This window comes from Cupriavidus sp. 01L415, from assembly GCF_056400065.1.
On the sequence record NZ_JBFTSP010000022.1, the window covers coordinates 41441 to 59230 of the forward strand.

At 65.3% G+C, this 17790-nt stretch carries 15 protein-coding genes and 1 tRNA gene; 8 read left to right on the forward strand and 8 right to left on the reverse strand.

The window, feature by feature from the left end:
- The first annotated feature begins 305 nt into the window (after positions 1 to 305).
- Positions 306 to 812, forward strand: a complete 507-nt coding sequence (locus tag AC1DOX_RS23675) for a peroxiredoxin (protein WP_441621553.1) — start codon at positions 306 to 308, stop codon at positions 810 to 812.
- 154 nt (positions 813 to 966) lie between these two features.
- Positions 967 to 1884 carry a UDP-3-O-acyl-N-acetylglucosamine deacetylase gene (gene lpxC / locus AC1DOX_RS23680; protein ID WP_092142060.1) on the forward strand — a complete coding sequence of 306 codons (918 nt, stop codon included), beginning with the start codon at positions 967 to 969 and terminating at the stop codon, positions 1882 to 1884.
- Between the two features lie 108 nt (positions 1885 to 1992).
- On the opposite strand, the gene AC1DOX_RS23685 is transcribed toward lpxC, so the two are convergent.
- Entirely contained in the window at positions 1993 to 2502 is a 510-nt protein-coding gene (locus tag AC1DOX_RS23685; protein WP_441621555.1) for a DciA family protein, read from the reverse strand.
- 103 nt (positions 2503 to 2605) lie between these two features.
- Here AC1DOX_RS23685 and AC1DOX_RS23690 point away from each other — a divergent pair, with 103 nt between their 5' ends.
- The 6 genes from AC1DOX_RS23690 (at position 2606) to AC1DOX_RS23715 (ending at position 11368) form a co-directional block, all read left to right on the forward strand.
- Positions 2606 to 3517: a M23 family metallopeptidase gene (locus AC1DOX_RS23690; RefSeq protein ID WP_441621557.1), complete on the forward strand. Its 912-nt coding sequence runs from the start codon at positions 2606 to 2608 to the stop codon at positions 3515 to 3517.
- Positions 3518 to 3745: 228 nt separating this feature from the next.
- Positions 3746 to 6538: a preprotein translocase subunit SecA gene (gene secA / locus AC1DOX_RS23695; RefSeq protein WP_441621559.1), complete on the forward strand. Its 2793-nt coding sequence runs from the start codon at positions 3746 to 3748 to the stop codon at positions 6536 to 6538.
- Between the two features lie 100 nt (positions 6539 to 6638).
- Positions 6639 to 7865 (forward strand): bifunctional glutamate N-acetyltransferase/amino-acid acetyltransferase ArgJ, encoded by a 1227-nt coding sequence (argJ, locus tag AC1DOX_RS23700; protein WP_092142072.1) that lies wholly within the window; start codon positions 6639 to 6641, stop codon positions 7863 to 7865.
- A 69-nt stretch (positions 7866 to 7934) separates the two neighbouring features.
- Positions 7935 to 8837, forward strand: a complete 903-nt coding sequence (locus AC1DOX_RS23705; RefSeq protein WP_441621561.1) for an ATP-binding protein — start codon at positions 7935 to 7937, stop codon at positions 8835 to 8837.
- Entirely contained in the window at positions 8834 to 9271 is a 438-nt protein-coding gene (locus tag AC1DOX_RS23710; protein WP_441621563.1) for an NUDIX domain-containing protein, read from the forward strand. Before AC1DOX_RS23705 ends, AC1DOX_RS23710 begins: the two co-directional genes overlap by 4 nt.
- Before the next feature lie 63 nt (positions 9272 to 9334).
- Positions 9335 to 11368 (forward strand): OPT family oligopeptide transporter, encoded by a 2034-nt coding sequence (locus AC1DOX_RS23715; protein ID WP_441621565.1) that lies wholly within the window; start codon positions 9335 to 9337, stop codon positions 11366 to 11368.
- 60 nt (positions 11369 to 11428) lie between these two features.
- Here AC1DOX_RS23715 and AC1DOX_RS23720 read toward each other — a convergent pair whose 3' ends face one another.
- The 7 genes from AC1DOX_RS23720 to AC1DOX_RS23750 all read right to left on the reverse strand — a co-directional run bounded on the left by AC1DOX_RS23720 (position 11429) and on the right by AC1DOX_RS23750 (position 17769).
- On the reverse strand, positions 11429 to 11617 hold the full coding sequence (locus tag AC1DOX_RS23720) for a DNA gyrase inhibitor YacG (protein WP_092142083.1): 189 nt from the start codon (positions 11615 to 11617) through the stop codon (positions 11429 to 11431).
- Between the two features lie 9 nt (positions 11618 to 11626).
- A complete protein-coding gene (gene zapD / locus AC1DOX_RS23725) occupies positions 11627 to 12385 on the reverse strand; it encodes a cell division protein ZapD (protein WP_441621567.1) in 759 nt (252 codons plus the stop codon).
- A gap of 263 nt (positions 12386 to 12648) precedes the next feature.
- Positions 12649 to 13284: a dephospho-CoA kinase gene (gene coaE / locus AC1DOX_RS23730; protein WP_441621569.1), complete on the reverse strand. Its 636-nt coding sequence runs from the start codon at positions 13282 to 13284 to the stop codon at positions 12649 to 12651.
- A gap of 77 nt (positions 13285 to 13361) precedes the next feature.
- On the reverse strand, positions 13362 to 14255 hold the full coding sequence (locus AC1DOX_RS23735; RefSeq protein ID WP_441621571.1) for a prepilin peptidase: 894 nt from the start codon (positions 14253 to 14255) through the stop codon (positions 13362 to 13364).
- Between the two features lie 3 nt (positions 14256 to 14258).
- Positions 14259 to 15524, reverse strand: a complete 1266-nt coding sequence (locus AC1DOX_RS23740; protein ID WP_477101519.1) for a type II secretion system F family protein — start codon at positions 15522 to 15524, stop codon at positions 14259 to 14261.
- Positions 15525 to 15553: 29 nt separating this feature from the next.
- Complete coding sequence (gene pilB / locus AC1DOX_RS23745) at positions 15554 to 17275, reverse strand: type IV-A pilus assembly ATPase PilB (RefSeq protein WP_092142098.1); 1722 nt, start codon at positions 17273 to 17275, stop codon at positions 15554 to 15556.
- A 417-nt stretch (positions 17276 to 17692) separates the two neighbouring features.
- Positions 17693 to 17769 (reverse strand) — tRNA-Pro (locus AC1DOX_RS23750).
- Between the last annotated feature and the right edge of the window lie 21 nt (positions 17770 to 17790).

Consider the following 17790-nt stretch of genomic DNA (forward strand, 5'->3'; position numbering starts at 1 on the left):
CCTATCCGCTCGGCATTCGCCCGGACTGACGCAACCCGTCAGCGTGCCCGGCTGCGCGCGCCCGCGCTGGAGTACGTCAGCCCGCATCCCGTTGCCGGGACAGGCAGGCCATCGGCCGCCTCCCCGGACTGGTTTCCCGCCTTCCCGCGGCGGGATGTGCAGTCGCCCGCGCGGCGCGTCTCAGGACGTGCCGCGCGGCGTTTTTGTAGCAAGGTGTTTCCTGAGCACCTGAATGCGATCCCGCTTGGTTGAGGCGGGATCCGCCCCTATGATGCAGGCAGGGTTTTTACGGAGGAAACCATACCATGATCGCTGTAGGCCAACGCGTCCCGGACGCAACGCTGTACGAGTTCTTCGATGTCGAGACCGAGGGCTGCGCGCTGGGCCCCAATGCGTTCCCCGTGGCCGAGCTGGTCAAGGGCCGCAAGATCGTGGTGTTCGGTCTTCCCGGCGCGTTCACGCCGACCTGCTCCGCCAAGCATGTGCCCGGCTACGTGAAGCTGCATGACGAGCTGCGCGCGGCAGGGATCGACGAAATCTGGTGCCATTCGGTCAACGACGCCTTTGTCATGGGCGCGTGGGGCCGTGAGCAGAAGGCCGGCGACAAGGTCCGCATGATGGGCGATGGCGCGGCACAGTGGGCCAAGGCCCTGGGCCTCGACCAGGACCTGAGCCAGCGCGGCCTGGGCGTGCGCGCGCAGCGCTACGCCATGGTGCTCGACGACGGCGTCGTCACGCACCTGTTCGTGGAAGCCCTAGGCGAATTCAAGGTCAGCAGCGCCGAATCCGTCTTGCAGGCGTTGCGCGCCTGACACGATTGATCGGGCACAAAGTGATGTAAAAGATGCTTTTGTGGCGCTGAATAACACCCCGAAACAAAGTGGTGCAGCGCAATACACAGAGCAGTGGTAGCATTGCGTTATTAGAATTTGTGCCCAATAGCTTTTTATAATAGTTGAGGCTGTCATGCTCAAGCAGCGCACCATCAAATCCCTGGTGAAGACGGTCGGCATCGGTTTGCACTCGGGTCGCAAAGTGACGCTGACCCTGCGACCGGCTCCGACCGATGCCGGCATCGTGTTCACCCGCGTCGACCTGCCCGAGGCGGTCGAGATCCCCGTGGCCGCCTCGGCCATTGGCGACACCCGTCTGGCGTCCGTGCTGCAGAAGGATGGTGCGCGTGTTTCCACTGTCGAGCACCTGATGTCGGCATGCGCCGGCCTCGGTATCGACAATCTCTATGTCGACGTCGACGCCGAAGAAATCCCGATCATGGATGGCAGCGCGGCGTCGTTCGTGTTTCTGCTGCAGTCGGCCGGCATCGAGGAACAACCTGCCGCCAAGCGTTTCATCCGCGTGAAGAAGGCCGTGGAAGTCCGCGAGGGCGACAAGCTGGCCCGGCTGGAGCCGTTCTTTGGCTTCAAGCTCTCGTTCACGATCGACTTCCGCCACCCTGCCGTCGACAAGACTGGCCAGGCGTTCTCGATCGATTTTGCCGACACCAGCTATGTGCGCGAGATCGCCCGCGCCCGTACGTTCGGGTTTGCGCATGAAGTGGAAGCGCTGCGCGAAATGGGCCTGGCCCGCGGCGGCAGCCTAGACAATGCGATCGTGCTCGACGAGCATCGCATGCTCAATAACGAAGAACTGCGCTATGGCGACGAGTTCGTCCGCCACAAGATCCTTGACGCGATTGGCGATCTGTATGTAGTCGGCCATCCGCTGATCGGCGCGTACATTGCCAACAAGTCCGGCCACGGCCTGAACAATCAGCTGCTGCGTGCGCTGCTGGCGGACCAGGAAGCGTATGAGTTCGTGACGTTCGACAAGGTCGAAGAAGCGCCCGCGGCATTCCTGCCGCAGATCCAGCCAGCATTTGCCTGATCGCCGCCCGGCCTGGCGCCGGCGCGGAAACGAGAACGGCCTCCTTCGGGAGGCCGTCTTGCTTTGGTGCGGGTCTTTCGTGTCGCGGGCGGCTTGCCAGTCGAGCCTTCAGCGGCCGCGGTGGTGGGCGAGCAGCATCTCCACGGCATCCTTGAGCGGCGATTCCGGCAGGTTCCTGGCCAGTGCATCCATGCTGGCCAGCCCGGCCGGGGCCATGTTGGCGGCGCGAGGTTTGCGCTCCACCGGGGGGGCGTCCCAGTCCCCGCGCCCGACCTCAGGTTGTACCCGTACACGGATTGCGGTAACCTGCGATCCCCGCTGTTGCAGCCGGGTAAGTAGGGTCGGCACCACTTGCCGTACCCGCGCGGCCGCCGCGCCATGCGCGGCCAGCAACAGCAATGTCGCTTCCGGCTGTGGGCCGCGGTTGTCGTGTTTGACCCCGGCCACCGCGATTCCGGCCTGCAAGCCTCGCGGCAGGAGTGACAGGACTTCCGCTTCCAGTGACGCCAGTTCACGCGCCGTCTGCATCAGCGCCGAGACCGGCCCGGACTTTGCCAGCCAATCATTGAGCGGCTTGGCAGCCGGGGTCTGGAGAGCGTGGTGAGTGAACATGCGCATGCGCGCATTCTAGCGCGCAATCCCGCCCGTCCGAGAGCCGGGATGCCACGCCCGCATGCGCGCCGGGGCCGTTCAGGCCCTTTTTTGCGTTGGGGGTAAGGTCATGCAAATCATCGTGCTCCATCCGCGCGAGCCGCGGGTGTTCCGTTTCCAGCTCACACGGCCACGTGCCGTGCTGCTTGGCATGCTGTTGTGCGCTCTCGTGGCGACCGCATCGTCCGGCCTGACCTGGCTCCTGGCACGCGCCAGCGCGGCGCCCGAGCTTTCGCGGCAGGCGCGCGACAACGCCTATCTGCGTGAAAACCTGGCCGTGCTGGCCGCCCGCGTGGGCGAGCTCCAGGCGCAGATGGTCCGCCTGGATGCCCTCGGCGAGCGGGTCTCCGGCCTGGCCGGCATCGCGCCGCAAGACTTCGATTTCCGTCACCGCCCCGCCCGGGGCGGCCCGGCGCCCGCCGGGACTTCGCGCGATCTGACGCTGCCAGAACTGCGCGACGAACTGCTACGCCTTGGCGAACAGGCCGATCACCGCGTGGATTACTTCGACGTGATCGAGGGGACGTTGATGGATCGCCAGCTTCGTGAGCACCGCATCCCCAGCGTGATGCCCGTGGCCGCAGGCTACGATGGCTCCAGCTTCGGCGCCCGTATCGACCCTTTCTCCGGCCGGCGTACCCAGCACGATGGCGTCGACTTCGTCGCGCCGCCCGGCACGCCGATCGTGGCAGCGGCCGGCGGTGTCGTGGTTGCGGCGGAATGGCACCACGAATACGGGAACATGATCGACATCGACCACGGCAACGGGCTCAAGACGCGCTACGCGCATGCGTCGAAGTCGCTGGTGAAAGTGGGGGATCTGGTCCGGCCCGGCCAGCTGATTGCCCGGGTGGGCAGCACGGGGCGATCGACCGGGTCGCACCTGCACTTCGAGGTGCATGTGAATGGTGTGCCACGTAACCCGACCGCTTTCCTGACGGCCGCGGCGTCGGCACCGACCGATCGCACGGCAATCCGGTAGCCGCTTGTTGCCGCGCGGAACATTGAAGTCGGCTCCATTGTCCCAACCTGACCCGCAAGGTACCCGGCCGATGTCCGGGCGGCTGTTGCTCCTGCGCAGAATCGGTGCCGGCGTGGCCCCGGCCACGACACCGGCACATGATAAACTCGGCGTTTCGCGCCAATCCACCCATTCCTCGCGCCGTCGCCCCGGGTCGCTTCGGGCTACGCGCGCAGGTGAAAGCACTCGATGATCACGGGCCTTCTCAAGAAAGTCTTCGGCAGCCGCAACGAACGGCTGATCAAACAATACCGCCGCACGGTGGCGCAGATCAACGCGCTTGAGCCGAAGTTCGAGAAACTGTCGGACGACGAGCTGCGCGGCATGACCGAGACGTTCCGTCAGCGTCACGCCGGGGGCGAATCGATCGATTCGCTGCTGCCCGAGGCCTTCGCGGTCTGCCGCGAGGCCAGCAAGCGCATCATGAAGATGCGTCACTTCGACGTGCAGCTGATTGGCGGCATGGTCCTGAATGACAACAAGATCGCCGAAATGCGTACGGGCGAGGGCAAGACCCTGACCGCCACGCTGCCGGTGTACCTGAACGCCATCACGGGCAAGGGCGTGCACGTGGTGACGGTGAACGACTACCTGGCACAGCGCGATGCCGAGTGGATGGGCCGCCTGTATAACTTCCTCGGCCTGTCGGTGGGCGTGAACCTCTCGCAGATGCCGCACGACGAGAAGCAGGTTGCCTACAACGCCGACATCACCTACGGCACGAACAACGAGTTCGGTTTCGACTACCTGCGCGACAACATGGTCTATGACCCGTCGCAGCGCGTACAGCGGCCACTGAACTACGCGATCGTCGATGAAGTGGACTCGATCCTGATCGACGAAGCCCGCACGCCGCTGATCATCTCCGGCCAGGCCGAGAACCAGACGGACCTGTACCAGCGCATGAACCACATTCCCCGGCTGCTCGAGCGCCAGATCGGCGAAGAGAAGGCCGATGGCACGGGTGTGGAAAAGCCGGGCGACTACTTCGTGGACGAGAAGGGCCACCAGGTCTACCTGACCGAGGCCGGTCACGAGAAGGCCGAGCAGATCCTGGCGGAACAGGGCCTGATTGGCGAGGGCGAATCCCTCTACGCGCCGCAGAACATCACGCTGATGCACCACCTGTACGCAGCCTTGCGTGCGCACAGCCTGTTCCACCGCGACCAGCACTATGTGGTGCAGAACGACGAGGTGGTGATCGTCGACGAATTCACGGGTCGCCTGATGACGGGCCGCCGCTGGTCCGACGGCCTGCACCAGGCCGTGGAAGCGAAGGAAGGCGTGACCGTCCAGCAGGAAAACCAGACGCTGGCCACGATCACGTTCCAGAACTACTTCCGCATGTACGAGAAGCTGGCCGGCATGACCGGCACGGCCGATACGGAAGCGTATGAATTCCAGGAGATCTATGGCCTGGAAGTGGTCGTGATCCCGACCAACCGTCAGGCCCAGCGCAAGGACATGCAGGACCAGATCTACAAGACGTCCAAGGAGCGCTACGACGCGGTGGTGCGCGACATCCGCGATTGCTTCGACCGTGGCCAGCCGGTGCTGGTGGGCACGACATCGATCGAGACGTCCGAATACCTGTCGGACCTGCTGAACAAGGAACAGCTGCCGCACCAGGTGCTCAACGCGAAGCAGCACGCCCGCGAGGCCGAAATCGTGGCCCAGGCCGGCCGCCCCAAGATGGTCACCATCGCCACCAACATGGCCGGTCGCGGTACCGACATCGTGCTGGGCGGCAATGTGGAAAAGCAAGCGAGCTTCATCGAAGCCGACGCGAATCTGTCGGATGCCGAGAAGGCCGTGCGCATCGCCCAGCTCAAGGATGAATGGCAGTCGCTGCACGATCAGGTCAAGGCGGCGGGCGGCCTGCACATCGTGGGCACCGAGCGCCATGAGTCGCGCCGGATCGACAATCAGCTGCGTGGCCGTGCCGGTCGCCAGGGTGACCCGGGTTCATCGCGTTTCTACCTGTCGCTCGACGACCAGCTGCTGCGCATCTTCGCCGGCGATCGCGTGCGCGCGATCATGGAACGCCTGAAGATGCCGGAAGGCGAGCCGATCGAGGCGGGCATCGTGACCCGCTCCATCGAATCCGCGCAACGCAAGGTGGAAGGCCGCAACTTCGACATCCGCAAGCAACTGCTGCAATACGACGACGTGGCCAACGACCAGCGCAAGGAGATCTACAAGCTCCGTAACGATGTGCTGGAATCGCAGGACGTCGGCGAGATGGTGGCGAACCTGCGCGAAAGCGTGCTGGTGGAGCTGTTCCGCGACCACGTGCCGGCCGATACGATGGAAGAGCAGTGGGACGTCGCGGGCCTGGAAGCGCGCCTGCGCGACGACTGGGGCCTGGACGTGCCGCTGGCCAAGACCATCGAGGGCGCGCAAAGCATCGAGGACGAGGAACTGCTGAACCTGATCATGGCCGCGGCGCGCGAACACTACGACGCCAAGGTCGGCCAGGTGGGCCGCGAGTCGTTTGCCGGCTTCGAACGTTCGGTCATGCTGCAGAGCATCGACACGCACTGGCGCGAGCATCTGGCGGCGCTGGACCACCTGCGCCAGGGCATCCACCTGCGCGGCTATGCGCAAAAGGATCCCAAGCAGGAATACAAGCGCGAGTCGTTCGAGCTGTTCGCACGTCTGCTGGACGTGATCAAGAGCGAGGTCACGCGCGTGATCTTCAACGTGCAGATCCAGTCGCCGGAGCAACTGGAGCAGGCGTCGGAGCAGATCGAGGAAGGCCTGTCGCACCTGGAGAACGTGCAGTACAAGCACGACGAGTTTGCCGGAGGCGGCGAGCCGGTCGAGGACGCGTCGCTGGCGCGCCGGAGCACGGCCGCGGCGGCAATGGCAGCGATGGGCGGCGATGTGGCCCTTGCCGGCATGCCCAAGGTCGGCCGCAACGATCCGTGCCCGTGCGGATCCGGCAAGAAGTTCAAGCAGTGCCACGGCAAGCTGAGCTGAGCGCAAGCCGCGACACCTGACAGTCACTGACTGAAGTCATCATCGAATGCAACATGCCCGCGCAAGCGGGCATGTTCGTCAAAGCAGAGAGGAAACGCACATGCCCGTCAACCTGCCCCTGCCTCAGGCAGAAAACCTCAAATCCGTCGCCGGCGTGGAGCTCGGCTGGGCCGAAGGCGGAATTCGCAAGGCCAACCGCAAGGATGTGCTGGTGGTCCGGGTGGCCGAAGGCAGCACCGTGGCGGGCGTCTTCACCCAGAACCGCTTCTGCGCCGCACCGGTCCAGGTCTGCCGCGAGCACCTGGCCGCAGGCAAGGGCATCCGCGCCCTGGTGGTGAATACCGGCAATGCCAACGCCGGCACCGGCGAGCCGGGCCTGGTGGCCGCGCGCGCCACGTGCGATGCCGTGGCCGCACAACTCGGAATCGCGGCGAATCAGGTGCTGCCGTTTTCGACCGGCGTGATCCTGGAGCCATTGCCGGTCGATCGCCTGACCGCGGCCCTGCCCGCCGCCATCGCCAACGCGCGCGCAGACAACTGGCTGGCCGCCGCCGAATCGATCATGACCACCGACACGCAGCCGAAGGCCGCGTCGCGCACGGTGCAGATCGACGGCAAGACCGTCACACTGTCCGGTATCAGCAAGGGCGCCGGCATGATCCGCCCGAACATGGCCACCATGCTCGGCTTTATCGCCATGGACGCCGCCGTGGCCCAGCCGGTGCTGCAGGCGCTGGTCTCGCACGCCGCTGACCATTCGTTCAACAGCATCACCATCGATGGCGACACGTCGACCAACGACTCCTTCGTGCTGATCGCCACGGGTAAGTCGGGCGCGGTCGTCGACCGTGCCGACGGCCCGGCGTTTGCAGCGCTGCGCGACGCCGTGACGGCGCTGGCGCAGGAGCTGGCGCAGATGATCGTCCGCGACGGCGAAGGCGCCACCAAGCTGATGACGATCCGCGTGGAAGGCGGCAAGAATGTGGCCGAGTGCCGCCAGATCGCCTATGCCGTTGCGCACTCGCCGCTGGTCAAGACGGCGTTCTACGCATCGGACCCCAACCTCGGCCGCATCCTGGCCGCGGTGGGCTACGCGGGCGTGAACGACCTGGATGTGGACCGCGTGAACCTGTGGCTCGACGATGTCTGGGTTGCCCGCGACGGCGGCCGTAATCCCGACTATCGTGAAGAGGATGGCCAGCGCGTGATGAAGCAGGCCGAGATCACGGTGCGCATCGCCCTGGGCCGCGGCAATGCCGAAGCCACGGTATGGACGTGCGACCTCTCGCACGACTACGTGTCGATCAACGCCGACTATCGTTCCTGATGCGTTGCCCCGCCGGCCCGCCACGCGGGTCGGCATCCCAGCTGTCATCTCTCGCTTTCGCGCCTCGCCATGTCTGACCTCGCCTCCCGCCTCGACTCCTTCCTTGCCCGACTCGAACAATGGCTGCCGCCGCAACTGACCGACGCGGACTGGCAGGAGGCGGTAGCGTTCCGCTGGCGCAAGCGGCAAAGCCTGTTTGGCAACATTGGCTACCTCCAGCCGATTCGCCAGCTGCCGCCGATCCACCTGGACGACCTGAAGAACATCGAGCGCCAGAAGGACGCCATCGTCGCCAATACGCGTCAGTTCGTGGCCCGTCTGCCGGCCAACAACGTGCTGCTGACCGGCGCGCGCGGTACGGGCAAGTCGTCGCTGATCAAGGCCTGCCTGAATGCCTATGTGAAGGATGGCCTGCGTCTGGTCGAAGTCGACAAGGACGACCTCGGCGACCTCGGCGATATCGTCGAACAAGTGTCGCAGCGTCCCGAGCGGTTCGTGATCTTCTGCGATGACCTGTCGTTCGAGGAAGGCGAGTCGGGCTACAAGTCGCTGAAGTCGGCGCTGGACGGGTCCGTGGCGGCGCAATCGGACAATGTGCTGATCTACGCTACGTCCAACCGCCGGCACCTGCTGCCCGAGTACATGAAGGACAACGAGACCTACCAGCACACCGCCGATGGCGAAATCCATCCGGGCGAGGTGGTCGAGGAAAAGATCTCGCTGTCCGAGCGCTTCGGCCTGTGGCTGTCGTTTTATCCGCCCAAGCAGGACGAATACCTGGCCATCGTCGGCCACTGGCTGTCGCACTTTGGCTGCAGCGCGGAGGACATTGCCGCCGCACGCGGCGATGCACTGGTCTGGGCGCTCGAGCGTGGCTCACGCTCGGGCCGTGTGGCGTGGCAGTTCGCGCGCGACTGGGGCGGCAAGCACGGCAAGCCGTTCTTGCCAGACGTGGATGGCAGCCAGGCATGAGCGCCAAGTCGGAAACGATCGTGACGACCGACGGGCAGCCACGCAAGGTAACCGAGGTGGCCGTCGGCGTGATGATCCAGCCCGATGGCCGCTTCCTGCTGGCGCAACGGCCGGCCGGCAAGCCGTACGAGGGCTACTGGGAATTTCCGGGCGGCAAGCTGGAGCCGGGCGAATCGGTGGAGGCCGCGCTGGCGCGTGAGCTGCACGAGGAACTGGGCCTCGACGTGACCCGCTGCGAACGCTGGCACACGCTGGAACATGACTATCCGCACGCCTATGTGCGGCTCTACTTCTGCAAGGTCACGGATTGGCGCGGCGATCCCGTCGGCCGCGAAGGCCAGGCCTTCTCCTGGCAGGCCGTGCCCGTGACCGTGGGGCCGCTGCTGCCGGCGACGATCCCAGTGGTGGAATGGCTGTCGGAGGAATCCCGCTAGCGCAGAACTTGCAGTCCCGTCGCCCCCGTCGCCAGAACCTGAACAACAAACACTGGAGGCTCAATGCAACGTGTTGACCGCATCGATGACGCTGTTTCGCTGCCCGAACTGACGCTGCGCGGCGTCATTCTGGGCGCGCTGATCACGGTGGTGTTCACTGCCTCGAACATCTACCTGGGACTCAAGGTCGGCCTGACCTTCTCGTCCGCGATTCCCGCCGCCGTCATCTCCATGGCCGTGCTGCGGCTCTTCCCCGGCGCAAACATCCTCGAGAACAACATGGTGCAGACGCAGGCGTCCGCTGCGGGCACTCTGTCGTCGATCATCTTTATCCTGCCGGGGCTGGTCATGCTCGGGCACTGGCAAGGCTTTCCGTTCTGGCAGACGCTGTCGATCTGCGCCGCTGGCGGCATGCTCGGCGTGATCTTCAGCATCCCTTTGCGCCATGCGATGGTGGTGAAGAGCGACCTGCCGTATCCCGAAGGCGTGGCCGCCGCGGAAATCCTGCGTGTGGGTAGCGCCGCCCCGGCCGATGCGGCCGGCAAGAAACAGGCAACCGGCCTGGCCGATCTCTTGGCGGGCGGCGTGGCCGCGGGCGTGTTCAGCTTCGCCGCGGGTGGTCTGCGCGTGCTGGCCGAGGGCGCCAACGCGTGGCTGGCAGCGGGGGCGTCGGTGGTGCGGCTGTCGATGGGATTCTCGCTTGCGCTGGTCGGGGCTGGTTATCTCGTCGGCATCGTCGGCGGGCTGGCCATGCTGCTAGGGCTGGCGCTGACCTGGGGCATCGCCGTGCCGTGGCTCACGGCCGTCACGCCGATGCCGTCCGGCGCCACGCTGGCCAGCTTTGGCACGTCGGTGTGGAGTACGCAGGCACGCTTTATTGGTGCCGGCACCATCGGCATCGCGGCGATCTGGACACTCGGCACGCTGTTCAAGCCGATGATGGAGGGCATTCGCGCGTCGATGGGTGCGCTGCGCGGCAGCGGCGTGGGCGAGGGCGGTCCGGTTCCGCGTACGCAGCGCGATCTGCCTGCCGTCTGGATCGGTGTCATCACGCTGGTGCTGCTGGTCGTGCTGGCCATCACGTTCGGTCACTTCCTTGCCCTGGCACCGCTGGATGCGGGGGCGAGCTGGCGCCTCGTGGCCTGCGCTGTGCTGTTCGCGTTCGTGTTCGGCTTCCTGGTGGCGGCCGCATGCGGCTATATGGCCGGCCTGGTCGGATCGTCCGCCAGCCCGATTTCCGGAATCGGCATCATCGCCGTGATCCTGGTTTCGCTGCTGATCCTGGGCATCGGTACGCTGGACGGCCTGCTCGGCACGGCGGAGGGCGGCAAGTTCGCGATCGCGCTGGCCATCTTCACGACCTCGGCCGTCGTGGCCGTGGCGTCGATTTCCAATGACAACCTGCAGGACCTGAAGACGGGCTGGATCGTCGGCGCCACGCCATGGCGTCAGCAGGTGGCCCTGCTGATCGGCTGCGCGGTCGGTGCGGCCGTGATCCCGCCCGTGCTGGAGCTGCTGTACCACGCCTATGGTTTCGCGGGCGCGCTGCCCAGGGCCGACATGGATCCGGGCCAGGCCCTTGCCGCGCCGCAGGCCACGCTCATGACGGCCATCGCCACGGGCATCTTCACGCACCAGCTCAACTGGACCATGATCCTGATCGGCGTGGCGCTGGGTGTGGTGCTGATCACGATCGACGAAATGCTGCGCCGCCGGGGCGGCGTGGCCCGGTTGCCCGTGCTGGCTGTGGGCATTGGCATCTATCTGCCGCCGACGATCAGTTCGGCACTCGTAGTGGGGGCGGTGCTGTCCTGGTGGCTGCTGCGCGCTGAGCGCCGACGTGCCGCTGCGCGTGGCGACGACGTGAAGCTGGCGGTTGAGCATGCCGAACGGCGCGGCACGCTGCTGGCTTCCGGCCTGATTGTCGGCGAGAGCCTGGTGGGTGTGGCGCTGGCCGCGGTGATTGGCCTGTCAGGCAAGGAGGCGCCGCTGGCGCTGGTCGGCGAAGGGTTCGGCGCGACCGCGCAATGGCTGGGCCTGGCGGTCTTTGTGCTGGTTTGCGTGGGATTCTGCCAGCGCGTGCTTGCCGCCCGGTAGGCGGGCGGTCGGACACGATATCAGGCAGGAAGGTGACAGCAGGAAGGCGAGGCGAGGCCCTCAGTCTTCCTCGTCTTCCGGCGAATCCTGCGGCGTCTCGCCGGGCTTGCCGCCGATGACGTACTTCTCGGCCGCCCAGGCGCCCAGGTCAATCTGCTTGCAGCGATCGGAACAGAATGGGCGGAACTTGTTTTCCGGCACCCATGCGACATCCTTGCCGCAGGTGGGACATTTAACGACGGCGGGCATCGGCGGACTTCAGAAATTACAGAGCTTGAGCAGGAACGGAATATCGGCGTCGACCGAACGCGGCCGCATGTCGCCGTCCTGCTGGGTGAAGCGCACCCACAGCATGTACTTGTTGGCGCTCATCTCCGGGATGAATGCAAGCAGCGATTCATCCAGGTAGACCTGCATCAGTTGATAGCTTCGTCCAGACAGCATCTGCTGATAGCTGCCACCCGTGGCAATCACCTTGCCGCTCTGGCCGGACTCACGCAGCAGGCGCAGCACGATGGAGGCACCCATGCGCAGCGAAGTCAGCGGGCGGGCCCACTTGAGGATGTCCGAGCGGCGATCCTCGGACGGGCGATGCTGCCACGCATAGTAGGCGGGCAAGTCGAATTCGCAGGTGCCGCCGGGGATGATCGCGCGGCTGCGGATGCTCGTGAGCCACTCGTTGTCGGCCAGCAGTTGGCCGGCCTTGCCCACGGTCTGGTTCAGCGCGGCGATGCCCTGCTCGATCTCGGTGATGACATTGGCGAGCGCGTCCTGGTCGATTTGCGGATTGGCGCGCAGCGGCGACAGCGCCTGGCGTTGCCGCTCCAGTTCCTTGATCAGGTCCGTCTTGAGGTCGGCACGGCCGGCCACGTCGATGATTTCGAACAGCGTGGTGATGGCGACGTGATGCTGCTGGGGATGTTCCTGTACGAGGAAATAATCCAGCCGATCGAACAGGTCTTCCAGGCGCAGGAGCGTCCTGATGCGTTCGTTGAAAGGATATTCGTACAGGATCAAGTGCGGTGTCCGTGCGGCGCGGCGGTTGGCGGGTCGTTTCAGCCGGTGGGCGTTCGGGGCCTGCCCGTGGCCGGCAACACCCGCGCGCGGGAGGTGGCACACAGGCCGGAAGCCGTCAGTAAGCGCTCATTTCCCGGCATGTTCAGCGCATTCTATGCGAGTCGGGCGCTGAGGACAAATGCAACGTGGCCGTGCGACGTACTCGGGACGTGTGCAGGACTTGCCCGCGATGGACCCAGGGCCCGTGCAACCCGCGCGGGCCGCTATTCTTCCCCGCCCGGTGCCGCCGGCACGGCGCCTTGCGCGCGATACAGCGCATCCAGCCGGGCCACTTGTGGCGGCAGCGCGTCGGGTGGGCCATCGTTGTCGACCACGTCGTCCGCCTGTGCGAGTCGTTCTGCGCGCGTCGCCTGGCGGTGCATGATCGACAACACCTGCTCGCGCGTGAATCCGTTGCGCGCCATCACGCGTGAGATCTGCGTCTCCTCGTGGCAGTCCACCACCAGTACGCGCCCGACGCGTCCGCGCCACTTGCCCGATTCCACCAGCAGCGGCACCACGTAAATCAGGTACGGATGCTGGCCGGCGGCGCGGATGGCCACGGCGCGCGCCTCGGTCACACTTCGTATCAGCGGATGGGTGATGCCCTCGAGTGTGGCCTTGGCGGTTGGGTCGGAGAAAACCAGCGCGCGCATGGCGTCGCGGTCCATTGCGCCGTCCGGGCGCAGGCAGCCGGGGCCGAAGGCGGCCACCAGTGGCGCGATGGCGGCACCACCGGGTGCCGTGATCTCGTGGGCGATCAGGTCGGTATCGATCAGCGCGGCGCCTCGCGCGGCGAACAAGTCGGCGACGCGGGTCTTGCCGGAGCCAATGCCGCCGGTGAGTCCGATTTCCAGCATGGGGCGGTGTTGAACAATCGTGGCGAATGCCGCCAACGATACCAGCTTGCGATCGTTGGCGGCCTGTCGGCGTGCTGTCAGTGGCTGGTCACGAGTCCCAGCGGTAGCACATCGGCGCCGAAGAACAGGACGATCAGGCCGGCGCCGGCGATGAATGGTCCATAGGGGAAGGGCGTTTCGCTGCCCTGGCGCCGCACGACGAGCAGTCCCAGGCCGAACAACGCACCGACGACCGACGACAGCAACACCAGCGCGGGCAGTGCCTGCCAGCCGAACCAGGCACCGAGGGCACCCATCAGCTTGAAGTCGCCGTAGCCCATGCCTTCCTTGCCGCGTACGAGCTTGAACAACCAGTAGACGCTCCACAGCAGCAGGTAGCCGGCCGCCGCACCAATCACGGCATCGGCCAGCGTGGCGAACAGGCCCTGGAGATTCAGTAGCAGCCCCAGCCACAGCAGCGGCAGCGTGATCTGGTCCGGCAGCAGCTGGGTATCGGCGTCGATCATCGTCAGCGAGACCAGCGCCCAGACCATGACGATCGCGGCCAGTGCCTGAGCCGTCGGGCCGAAGTGCCACATCGCCAGGGCGCTGAGCACGGCCGTCGCCAGTTCGACCAGCGGATAGCGGATGCCGATCGGCGCCTTGCAGGACGAGCACTTGCCGCGCAGGAACAGATAGCTGATGACGGGGATGTTCTCCCATGCCGCGATCTGGTGGCCGCAATGCGGGCAGGCCGATCGCGGCACCATCAGGTTGTAGCGCCCTGGATGCGGCAGCGGTTCATTACGCAATTCGGCCAGGTAATTGGCCTCGTCGTACTCCATCATCCGGGGCAGGCGATGGATCACCACGTTGAGAAAACTGCCCACCACGAGGCCCAGCAGCCCGGCCACTGCCACCAGGAATGCCGGCGGCAGGGCCGCCAGCACCGGCAGCGTTGCGGCGCCAGCGGCGCCAAAGACTGACTGCATGCCTTACACCACCTGTCCCAGCTTGAAGATCGGCAGGTACATGGCCACCACCATGCCGCCAATCAGGACGCCCAGGATCACGATGATCAGCGGCTCGATCAGGCTGGAGATGGCTGCCACGGCGTCGTCGACCTCGCGCTCGTAGAACTCCGCCACCTTGAGCAGCATGTTGTCCAGCGCGCCGGATTCCTCACCGATCTGCGTCATCTGCAGCACCATGTTGTCGAACACGTGCGTGGCCTGCATGGCGTTGGTCAGGCTGGTACCGATCCGCACGGCCTGTTCGATCTCGCGCGTGGCATCGTAATAGAGCCAGTTGCCGGCCGCGCCGGCCACCGATTCCATCGACTCCACCAGTGGCGTGCCGGCCGCGAACATCGTTGCCAGCGTGCGGGTCCAGCGTGCGATCACGGCCTTCCGGAACAGGCTGCCGAAGATCGGCAGCTTGAGCAGGGCCTTGTCGTGCCAGCGCTGCACCTTCTCCGACGATTTCCTCGCCCGGACATAGGTGATGATGGAGGCGATCGGCAGGCCAACCACCAGGTACCAGTACTGGACAAAGAAGTCCGAGATATTGATCACGAACATCGTGGGCGCGGGCAGGGCCGCGCCGAAGTTCGAGAACACGCCCTTGAAGGCCGGGATCACGAACAGCATCAGGACCACCGTCACGGCGAATGCCACGGTCAGCACGGCGATCGGATAGATCATCGCGGACTTGATCTGGCTCTTCAGCGCGATGCTCTTTTCCATATAGAGCGAGAGCCGCTCCAGCAGCGCGTCCAGGATACCGCCTTGCTCGCCGGCATCGATCAGGTTGCAGTACAGCGTGTCGAAGTACTTCGGCTGGCGCCGGAATGCCATGGCCATGCTGCTGCCGGACTCGATGTCGAAGCGGATCTCGGCCAGCAGTTGCGTGAAATTGGGATTGGCGTGGCCGCGCGCGATGATATCGATCGATTGCAGCAGCGGGATACCCGCCTTGAGCATCGTCGACAGCTGGCGGGTGAAGTACGCGATGTCCTTCTCGGTAATCTTCTTGCCGCGCGCCGCCTTGCGCTTCTTCATCTTGACGACGGTGAGGCCCTGCTTGCGCAGTGTGGCGGTGACCTCCGCCTGGCTCTCGGCCCGCTGCTCGCCCTTGAAGGACTTGCCCTTGCGGTCCTTGGCTTCCCATTCGAAGATGTACTGCGTGGGCGCCTTCCGCCCTGATTTGGCCCGCGACGGCGCTGCCGTCCGGGCGCCCGCCGCTGGTGCGCGCGTCGCCATGATTTGACCCCTCGACTAAGACTTTTGTTTTACGTATTGGTGGTGGCCAGCACTTCTTCGAGTGACGTGACCCCTTGCTTGACCTTGAGCAGGCCGGCTTCCCGCAACGATAGCACGCCGTCGCGACGCGCCTGTTCGGCGATCTGCAGCGCGGTGCCGTGCGAGAGAATGATCTGTTGCATCGCCTCCGTGATCGGCATGACCTGGTAAATCCCGCAACGGCCCTTGTAGCCACTGCCGTTGCAACGGTCGCAGCCGACCGGATGGTACGGTTGCCAGGTGCCGTCGATATGGGCTTCCTTGAAACCGGCGTCCATCAGCACTTCGCGCGAGAGATCGCCGGCACGCTTGCAGGTGCAGAGCCGGCGCGCCAGGCGCTGCGCGGTGATCATCAATACGGACGACGCGATGTTGAACGGCGCCACGCCCATGTTCATCAGGCGCGTCAGCGTGGTCGGCGCATCGTTGGTGTGCAGCGTGGACAAGACCAGGTGGCCCGTCTGGGCGGCCTTGATGGAGATGTCGGCGGTTTCCAGGTCTCGGATTTCGCCGACCATGATGATGTCCGGATCCTGCCGCAGGAAGGACTTCAGCGCCGCGGCAAAGGTCAGGCCGGCCTTGTCGTTCACGTTGACCTGGTTGATGCCGGGCAGCTGGATTTCCGCGGGATCTTCCGCCGTGGAAATATTGATGTCGCCTTGGTTCAGCATGTTCAGGAACGTATAGAGCGACACCGTCTTGCCGCTGCCGGTCGGACCGGTAACCAGCACCATCCCGTACGGACGCTTGATCACTTCCAGAAGCAGCGCCTTCTGCTCGGGCTCATAGCCGAGCTGATCAATGTCGAGCTTGTCGGACGAGGACTCCAGAATCCGCATCACGATCTTCTCGCCGAACAGCGTGGGCAGCGTGGAGACGCGGAAGTCGATCGCCTTTTCCACGGTTTCCTTGCCTTCCTTGTCCTTGGGCAGCGAGAGGAGCAACTTCATCCGGCCATCCTGCGGCACGCGCTTTTCCGAGATGTCGAGGCGCGACAGCACCTTGATCCGGGTGGCGACCTTGTCGCGGATATCCAGCGGCGGCCGGGCGACTTCCTGCAGCACGCCGTCCACGCGGAAGCGTACGCGGTAGAAGAATTCGAACGGTTCGAAGTGCAAGTCGGATGCGCCGCGCTGGAACGCCTCGGTCAGCAGCTTCTGCAGGAAGCGCACGACCGGCGCGTCGTCGATGTCGTTGCCCGGCCCCTTTCGGGCGCTGGCCGCGGCCACCGGATCGTATTCGATCATCTTCTGCGCGGTGGGCGTCGTGGGCGAGATGTTCTTCATCGTGCCCAGCGCCTCACCGGCGGCACGCACATGCTTCATCAGCTTGTCGTGCTCAACCACCACGGTTTCCACCGGGAGGTTGAACTTCTGCTTGATCGCGTCCACGCCGGCCTGGTTGGCGGGGTCGGAAAGCGCCACGAGCAGGCGGTTTTCGCGCCGGCCCAGCGGCAGCAGGCGGTGGGCGTGGAACTCCCGGTTGCCGGCCAGTGCGGGCGGCACGCGGTTGAGGTTGTACTCCGACAGGTCGAGCAGGGGCAGCTGGTACTTGTCGGCAGCGAAGATGGCCACGTCATGCGCGGACATCGTGCCGCTGCCGATGATCTCGTCGATCAGCTGCGATTTCTTTTCCCGAGCCGATTGCTCCAGCTGGGCGAGCAGCGCTGGTGCGATCCGCCGGCTCTGTGCGAGCGCAAGGCCTAGTGTCATAGCGAAATACGATGCGATATGCGTGCGTTCGAAACATCGAACGGCGGCGCGGTTGACTGCGGCGGGATCGGCGGGGCGTGGGTCCCGGACCGGGGCAGTTTGCCGCCGGGGTCACTTTTTGTAAAGCGAGGCAGCGTACGCGTTGGCGTTTGTGCGACAGGTCCGCAACCCTACTTGCGCGGGGCGCTTGTTGACGGAGGGAGTACGCGCGCGATGCGGGCCGACGAAGGATGGCGCGGGGCGTGGCGGGCCGTGTGGAATGAGCACCGGGAAAACGAGGGGGGCGGGAGGAGGGGGTGCGAAAGGAAGCGCGGGAGCGCCTCGAGAAAACGAGGGCGTGAAAAACAAAAAAGCCGCACATTGCTGTGCGGCTTTTTTGCTGGGTGCATCGCGATGACTCGCGTAACACCGAAAATCTGGTCGGGGTGAGAGGATTCGAACCTCCGGCCTCTACGTCCCGAACGTAGCGCTCTACCAGGCTAAGCTACACCCCGATTTCCTTGTTTTTCTGCGTT

Coding starts and splice junctions, on each gene's coding strand:
- AC1DOX_RS23675 (WP_441621553.1), top strand. CDS start 306: ATGATCGCTGTAGGCCAACGCGTCCCGGACGCAACGCTGTACGAGTTC.
- lpxC (WP_092142060.1), top strand. CDS start 967: ATGCTCAAGCAGCGCACCATCAAATCCCTGGTGAAGACGGTCGGCATC.
- AC1DOX_RS23685 (WP_441621555.1), bottom strand. CDS start 2,502: ATGCGCATGTTCACTCACCACGCTCTCCAGACCCCGGCTGCCAAGCCG.
- AC1DOX_RS23690 (WP_441621557.1), top strand. CDS start 2,606: ATGCAAATCATCGTGCTCCATCCGCGCGAGCCGCGGGTGTTCCGTTTC.
- secA (WP_441621559.1), top strand. CDS start 3,746: ATGATCACGGGCCTTCTCAAGAAAGTCTTCGGCAGCCGCAACGAACGG.
- argJ (WP_092142072.1), top strand. CDS start 6,639: ATGCCCGTCAACCTGCCCCTGCCTCAGGCAGAAAACCTCAAATCCGTC.
- AC1DOX_RS23705 (WP_441621561.1), top strand. CDS start 7,935: ATGTCTGACCTCGCCTCCCGCCTCGACTCCTTCCTTGCCCGACTCGAA.
- AC1DOX_RS23710 (WP_441621563.1), top strand. CDS start 8,834: ATGAGCGCCAAGTCGGAAACGATCGTGACGACCGACGGGCAGCCACGC.
- AC1DOX_RS23715 (WP_441621565.1), top strand. CDS start 9,335: ATGCAACGTGTTGACCGCATCGATGACGCTGTTTCGCTGCCCGAACTG.
- AC1DOX_RS23720 (WP_092142083.1), bottom strand. CDS start 11,617: ATGCCCGCCGTCGTTAAATGTCCCACCTGCGGCAAGGATGTCGCATGG.
- coaE (WP_441621569.1), bottom strand. CDS start 13,284: ATGCTGGAAATCGGACTCACCGGCGGCATTGGCTCCGGCAAGACCCGC.
- AC1DOX_RS23735 (WP_441621571.1), bottom strand. CDS start 14,255: ATGCAGTCAGTCTTTGGCGCCGCTGGCGCCGCAACGCTGCCGGTGCTG.
- AC1DOX_RS23740 (WP_477101519.1), bottom strand. CDS start 15,524: ATGGCGACGCGCGCACCAGCGGCGGGCGCCCGGACGGCAGCGCCGTCG.
- pilB (WP_092142098.1), bottom strand. CDS start 17,275: ATGACACTAGGCCTTGCGCTCGCACAGAGCCGGCGGATCGCACCAGCG.